Source organism: Actinomyces minihominis, from assembly GCF_900187855.1.
Classification (GTDB): Bacteria; Actinomycetota; Actinomycetes; order Actinomycetales; family Actinomycetaceae; genus Scrofimicrobium; species Scrofimicrobium minihominis.
This window is the reverse complement of the sequence record NZ_FYEG01000004.1, coordinates 151,725-158,720: the sequence shown is the minus strand read 5'-3', so window position 1 is coordinate 158,720 and position 6,996 is coordinate 151,725. Positions and strand designations below refer to the sequence as shown.

Annotated in this window: 4 protein-coding genes; all 4 read left to right on the top strand. The window is 59.5% G+C overall.

Annotation, left to right across the window (positions count from 1 at the left end; genetic code table 11):
- Window positions 1-260: EF-Tu C-terminal domain-related protein (locus CS903_RS06090; RefSeq protein ID WP_503089910.1), on the top strand; the 260-nt coding region annotated here is incomplete at its 5' end.
- Window positions 261-867: 607 nt separating this feature from the next.
- On the top strand, window positions 868-4,212 hold the full coding sequence (locus CS903_RS06085; protein ID WP_099332658.1) for a hypothetical protein: 3,345 nt from the start codon (window positions 868-870) through the stop codon (window positions 4,210-4,212).
- A gap of 91 nt (window positions 4,213-4,303) precedes the next feature.
- A complete protein-coding gene (locus CS903_RS06080; protein WP_099332657.1) occupies window positions 4,304-5,923 on the top strand; it encodes a SpaH/EbpB family LPXTG-anchored major pilin in 1,620 nt (539 codons plus the stop codon).
- Window positions 5,924-5,994: 71 nt separating this feature from the next.
- Complete coding sequence (locus CS903_RS06075; protein ID WP_099332656.1) at window positions 5,995-6,933, top strand: class C sortase; 939 nt, start codon at window positions 5,995-5,997, stop codon at window positions 6,931-6,933.
- Window positions 6,934-6,996: the final 63 nt, after the last annotated feature.

Below are 6,996 nucleotides of genomic sequence, written 5' to 3'. Positions count from 1 at the left end.
TCTACATCCTGACCAAGGCTGAGGGTGGCCGTGAGAAGCCGTTCTTCTCGAACTACCGTCCGCAGTTCTACTTCCGTACCACGGACGTCACCGGCATCATCCAGCTGCCTGAGGGCCGCGACATGGTCATGCCTGGCGACACCACCGAAATTGACGTTGAGCTGATCCAGCCCATCGCAATGGAGGTCGGCCTCGGTTTCGCTATCCGTGAGGGTGGCCGCACCGTTGGTTCAGGTAAGGTCACCGAGATCATTGCCTAGTTAGCAAGTTCCGCGGCCTAGTGCCGCAAGCTTCTACTTAGAGCCCCAAGGCTCAAAGAGGGCGGGATTCTCCATCGGGGGAGTCCCGCCTTTTTGCATACCCGAAACTGCTTTCGATTCCTGCTCTTTGGTTGCTACTGCGCTATATCACGTCTTTGCAATCTGAGATGAAGCTTCGATTCGCCAGGAAATGTGAGCGAGTGCATAGGGGTGCTTGGGGCTTTGAGCCCATGCAGGGGGTTTGGGGGACTGCTCGTTGGCAGCTTTTGTAATGAGAACGTTATGACGGGAAAACACTGCAGGTGAGAGTGGTTTAGGGGTGCGGCGCCCACTCTCCGAGCAGGTTGGCGTACCTGGGTGCCAGTTATGAAACCTCCAAAACTATGGGCTATTGCATAGGGAAAAATAATGCGTCATCAAATAACACCGGTTTTCCCTACGGCACCCAACGTGTACCTAAGCTCCCGTTTGAAGCTGACGCATGCCTAGATGCTGACCGTCAAGAAGTCCCCTTCTTGGTAGCGGTTTCAGGTTGAGAGTAGAGGGCACTTCTCGGAGCTAATTTCCAAGAGGCCTGGTGTCGGTGGCCCGAAATGAACGTCATTTTGTGGGAACCCTAAGTGAGACCAACTTGCAGCGCACTGGACTTAGACGTTTTTCGACCGTAACTGCTACGACGCTCCTGACCCTTTCCCTAGTCGGTCTTTCGACGGTGGCGGGTGCGACAATCCCTGCACCACAGAGTGGCGTCGACCCGACTGGAACCAACCCGGTGGTTGAACCTCAGGATGAGGGCAGCGCACCCGCTGTGCTTGACATCCAGTCAGGAGTGGTTGGGGAGGATGCGGTCGTCGAGGGTAACGGCATCCCACTGGCCCTTCCGGTAGGGCGTAACTATCTAGTCTGGGAAGTCACGGATACATCCGGCGTTCACATGGGTGGCAGCACAGTCTCTGTTCAGGGACCGCGCGCTGGGAGTGGCAACTGGGGAACGACCTACAACGTCACTGACTGTGTTGAGGATCCGTGTGCGGCGCAGATGAACGCGATGTACTCCATGGATCAGGATCCTCGGCCCGGTTACTTCGCCGTTAAGACTTTGACCGCAGTCAGCGGGACTTCACAGACCAACCATTCGGTGAGTAGTGCGTCGAGGTACCGCATTCTTCCCGTCGGTTCCATGCCGGGGTATGAGTGGGCCTCCAGCACTACGGACTGGGTTGAGATTCCGGGTGGTAGCAGCAACAGCCCTACGGGATGGCCTTCGAATGGGCCCTGGGACTTTGGCGCACTGCAGGTCCGGGTCGGGCTGACAGACAATGTCTGTCTCAACCCCTCCTACGCGAACAGCTACTACACACTGCAGCGCAGTGCTTCGGACTCAACCCTGACCACCATTTACCGTGGGTCACACAATGCTGCGGGGACTTCGCTCAACAGCACATTGAACAAGGTCACCAACTCGACCTCGAACGTACTGCAGGGGCAGACTGCCAACGCGCTGGGCGTCACCCCAACGGGAGTCTTTTACTTCACGGGGCAGAACAGCAACTCGAAGTTGGTAACGGTCTACCGTTTCGATCCCGCGCAAGACACGTCCCCGTACTCGGTCTTCACCATGAACCTTCTATCCCCAACAGCGGGATATGTGGTGGCCGGGGACTCGACGATCTACCAGGGGCGTGAAGAGTTTTACTTCGCTTACTTTTCAATGAGCCCGGGTTCAGACTCTAACCGACCGATGCGGATGCACGTCTACAGGTACTCGCCTGGGGTTGGAAGCCGAACCGGCGAAGTATCGCACGTTGATGTACCCCGTCCGAAAGACTTCACCTCAAGCGCCAATGCGATGAATGGAGACTTTGCATTTGATGCGCAGAACAACATCCAGTTCATCATTTCTGATTCCAATGGTGGGCTGACCGCTTCAGGTGTGGTTGCCCAGAAAGACTTCCAGCATCTTCCGGGTGTTCACAACCTGACCGAGGTCCCCACGGTCAGTGGCTCTATCAACGCCGGAAAGCTTCCCTCAGGGATGCGGCAGCCAATCAACGGGGTTACCTTCACCGGCTCAGGTAGTGCGATCATCCAGCAGAGTGGCAGTGGAGCATGGAACGCCCTCGCCGACCCGACGACGCTGAACTTCGCGAACCGCACATCGCTCGGTGACTACGGCAACCTTGTCGACCTGGCTAGCTGCTCAACGCCGGCCACGATCACAATCCAGAAGGTTGTTGATGGGGTCCGAACCGGAGGAAGTGCAGACCAGTTCGCTCTCTCAGCGGAGAGGATCGCCGGCTCTGCCGCCCTCCCCTTTGAAGGAGTGACAACCGAGGGGGTTGCGCCCGGCCTACAGGCGCGGCAAGTCGGCCCCTACGTCCTTCAGTTGGACGGCACTCTGCGTGCTTCCGAAACCTTCACAAACGCAGATACGAGGGCGGACTATGCGACCCGACACGAGTGTCACGTCCTCAACCGCGATGGAACGCCGGGAGAGCCGTTCCTCAGTGGGGAGGGGGAGTCTCTTGAGTTCGCCCTCAACATTGGTGGGGCGGGGACGCCCGACGAGATTGTGCCGGGGGCCAATGTGGTCTGCGTCTTCACGAACACCCCCTTCGCACCAGCCAGGGTCGTCCTCCACAAGGATCTGCTTCCGGAGGACGGTGGTGTGGGTCCGAGTGTCCCCGCCGAAGGGTGGGGAATGACCGCCTCGGCCAGAGCCGCCACGGGCAAGATCAACAGTGTTGCCCCAGCCGCTGCCACGCAACCGACCGACGGGGACGGTAATGCTGAGTGGACGATCAGGTTTGAACGTCCTGGTGAGGGCGAGGAGCGACCCACGGCCAACGTGACCGTCCTGGAGGAAGACCGGGAGGGCTTCTCATTCGTCGAGGGGAGCTGCACCCACCAGAAGGCGGACGGCACAACTGCCACCTACGACCTCACCGGTAGTGAAGCCACGGGTGGTTTGACCGTCGCAGGAGTGGGGCCGGGAGAGACCCTGACCTGCAACTATCTCAATGGGTCGGTCCCGACACTCCAGCTGTGTAAGCGGGTTGAGCAGGTTGAGGGCGGAGTGGTCCCGGGGGCACAACCCACAGACTGGCTTCTCTCAGCAAACCTTGACGGGGAGGCGGACGCTGGTTTCACGGATGTTGCGCTTGAGGGTGGTGACGCTGTCGTGGCGTGCTCCCAGCCCCGTCAGGTTCAGCCGGGGGACTACGCCCTCACCGAAAAGGTCGACCCCAACGGCGTGGACCCGGTGAATGCCAATGCTTACACGCAGCTGGGGAACTGGTCGTGTGAACACCGCAAGATCGGACAGAACACGTTCGAGGACGCCGTCGGTCTGGGGGACGAGGGCGTCGTGAGTGTCCTTGGCTCCGGAGCGCAGGAGCAGCAAGACGCGGCGGTCAGGTGTACGGTCACCAACCAAACTGCTGAACTCACGGTTCTCAAGCAGCTTGACGGCCACTGGGGTCCTCTTGTCAGCGACTTTGAGTTGAGCGCGACCCCGGGTGTTGCGGGCGTGGAGCTACCGAGCCTGGTTGATGCTTCCGGCAACGAGAATGCCACGACTCAGAACTCGCTTCCCGTCCTCCCCAATCACCGCTACGCCATCTCCGAACAGAGCTCCTACCCCTACCTGCAGCGGGCATTCCAGCAGTACCTGCCCGGTGGGATCGGTGGGGCAGACCTGGAGACCTGTCCCGAAGTGATGAGCTCGAGGGCTTTCAACACTCCCAGCTGCTGGGTGGAGGCAGATCCAGCTTCCGTTTCAGTTGAGCAGGGTGAGAGGGGAACCTACCGGTTCGTCAACATGGCTCCCATTCCGCCCCGCCTACCCGATGCGGGTGGTACCGCAGCAACCTGGTTCCTCATCGGGGGACTTGCGGTCGTTGGACTGGCGGCGGTAGTCGGCGCAACCCATCTGAGGAGGCGAGCGGCGTAAATCTGCCTCAGTTGAAGTGGCGAAAAACTTCAGAAGTCAATCACAAACTTGGTGTCTCCAAGGCGCCTAAACGGAAGGAAACAGGAAGAAATTGAAAGACACTAAGGGAACAGCGGGGCGTAAAGCTCTGGCCAGCATGGGGGCGGTCGCCCTCGGTCTGGTCGGAGTAGCCGGTCTGGCAACGTCCGCAATCGCGGCTGATTTAGGGAACATTGACCCGAATGCTGACAGCTCGCTAACTATTCACAAGCACATCGGCCTCCCCACAGACTTGGATAACAACGGTGTGGAGCTCGGAGACGTGCTGGATCTGGATGTTGCAAAGGGCATCAAGTTCAAGGTTCAAGAGGTCGGTGTTCTGGACCAGGGCCTGCAGTGCGCGGCGCTTGAGGTGACTCAGGCTGAGGACTGGAACCTGATCGTTGCAGCCTACGACACCGATCCCGCTGACTGGGGTTCGGCAAAGGGTTCGTACTGCTTCACGGAAACAGAGTTTGAGGGTGAGACGGATGAGAAAGGCGAGCTGAAGTTTGACTCTGTCAACACGCCTAACTTCGGTCTGGGCTTTTACTACATCACCGAAACTGACTCATCGAATGCAGTGATTCCGGGTGTGCCCGATCAGGGTGTTACGGTCGTCCAGCCGGTCGAACCATTCTTTGTGACGGTTCCCTACCCCAGCTACTCGGGCGAAACGGGTGCAAACCACGTCTGGACCTACGATGTTCACGTCTACCCCAAGAACCAGAAGTCCGACGCACCTGGGAAGGTGATTGAAAAGCGTCCCGACAGCATTCTGGTGGGCTCAAACCTGACCTGGACCATCACGGTTCCGATTCCCAACACCCTCGACCCTCTGACTGAGGCATCGGTGTACGACCAGCTTGCAACTGAACTGAAGTTCACGGACACAACCATCGTGAAGATCGGTGGGGTGGAGTACACCGGTGACGGTCTGACTCGCCCCGCCGCGGATGCCGCGGGCCAGGTGGTCTGGTCCTTCACGGGAGATGCGCTGGCTGCTGTCAACGCGGCACGCTCGACATCAGACGCCACCATTGAAGTAACCTTCACCACCGAGGTAGTGAGTGTTCCCGGCGAAGGCCTGGTTGAGAATGCGCCCGGCACGCCGGGTAACGGCTACGGTTCCTCCTTCAACTCCAAGGTCACTGGCGGTGAGAACACCCCCGAGTCCTACTGGGGCCAGCTCTCTATCCTGAAGACGGATGACAGCGCCACTGCTCGAGTGCTTGAAGGCGCCGAGTTCAAGGTCTTTGAAAAGGGCACCGAAGGCTGCGCGGCAGAAGCACCGGCCAGCGGTGAGATCGCCACCGGCACCTCGGGTCCTGACGGGGTTGTCCTCTGGGACGGCACCAATCCAGCCTCAGCTCCCCTCGACCTGTGGATCGGTAACTGGAGCAACGTTGAAGACGATATGGCGCCGAAAAACCCCAGCAAGGATTACTGCGTCTACGAAACTAAGGCCCCCGTTGGTTACGTGGCAGGGACCATCGCAAACCCCGTGACGATCACACCGGGCACTATCGCCGAGGGAGAGTTTACGTTCACTGTTGTCAACGCACAGCAGGATGGTCCTGATCTTCCGAACACGGGTGCCAGTGGCACCCTCCTGATGATTATTGGTGGCACCGCACTGGTGCTGCTGTCCGGAGGCCTGTACCTGGTGCAGCGCCGCAGGACAAAGGCATAGTCACAGGCTAGCTGTGAAGTAGCGGCGGGAAGGACTACCTTTCCGCCGCTCCAATCTTGAAAGGTCCCACCTTGAGCTCCGGCACCCCCCAGGTCAAACGTGGTTGGCGGCCGAACGCCCTCGCCTTTCTGGTCGCACTTATCGGTTTGGTGGGACTGGGCATCCTTCTCTATCCCTCCACGGCTTCGTGGTGGTCGCAGTACCACCAGTCCCAGGCTATCGTGGCTTATGCAGCAAAAATTAATGACGAGGTTCATCCGGGGAACGACTTCGAACTAAGTCGGGCCCACCAGTACAACGAAATGCTGGGGTCTGGCGAGGTGATCGTCGGATCTGCCTCCCGCAAACCCACCACTGATCTTGAACGGGCCCAGATGATTGAGGTCGATGGGGCTGGCTACTGGGACCTGCTCCCCGGTGTTCACGACACCATGGCTCGGCTCAAGATCCCCTCAATCAATGTTGACCTTCCCGTCTACCACGGCACCGCAGATGAGACGCTGGAGCGAGGGGTCGGCCACCTGCAGGGCACGTCCCTCCCAGTTGGTGGGAGCGATACCCATGCGGTCCTGACGGCCCATACGGGCCTGGCAAAGGCCACTCTATTCAACAACCTGAATGAGGTCGAGGTCGGGGAGACTTTCACAGTCGAAGTCTTCGGAGATGTCCTTACCTACCGTGTTCTAGAGACCAGGGTGGTGCTCCCGGATGAGTCCGAAGCGATCCGCCTGCAGGCCGGAAAAGACCTGATGACACTGGTGACCTGCACCCCGCTCGGGATCAACACCCACCGCTACCTGGTCACCGGAGAGCGCATCACCCCCACCCCCTTGGAGGATGTTGAGGAAGCCCTAGCGGAACCGGACATTCCCGGGTTCCCCTGGTGGTCCGTCGCCGGAAGCGCCGGAATCGCGGTGATGGGGGCTTACGTCTGGCGTGCAGGATACCCGCCACGCCGGGCAAAGAAGGCTCCAGCGGACGCGGGATCGAGCGCACCGTCAGCTCCGTAGTGCCTTCCGGAGTGAGCAGGCTGGCTGAACTGAAGGCCTTTTGTGAGACCTAAGGCCCCAGTG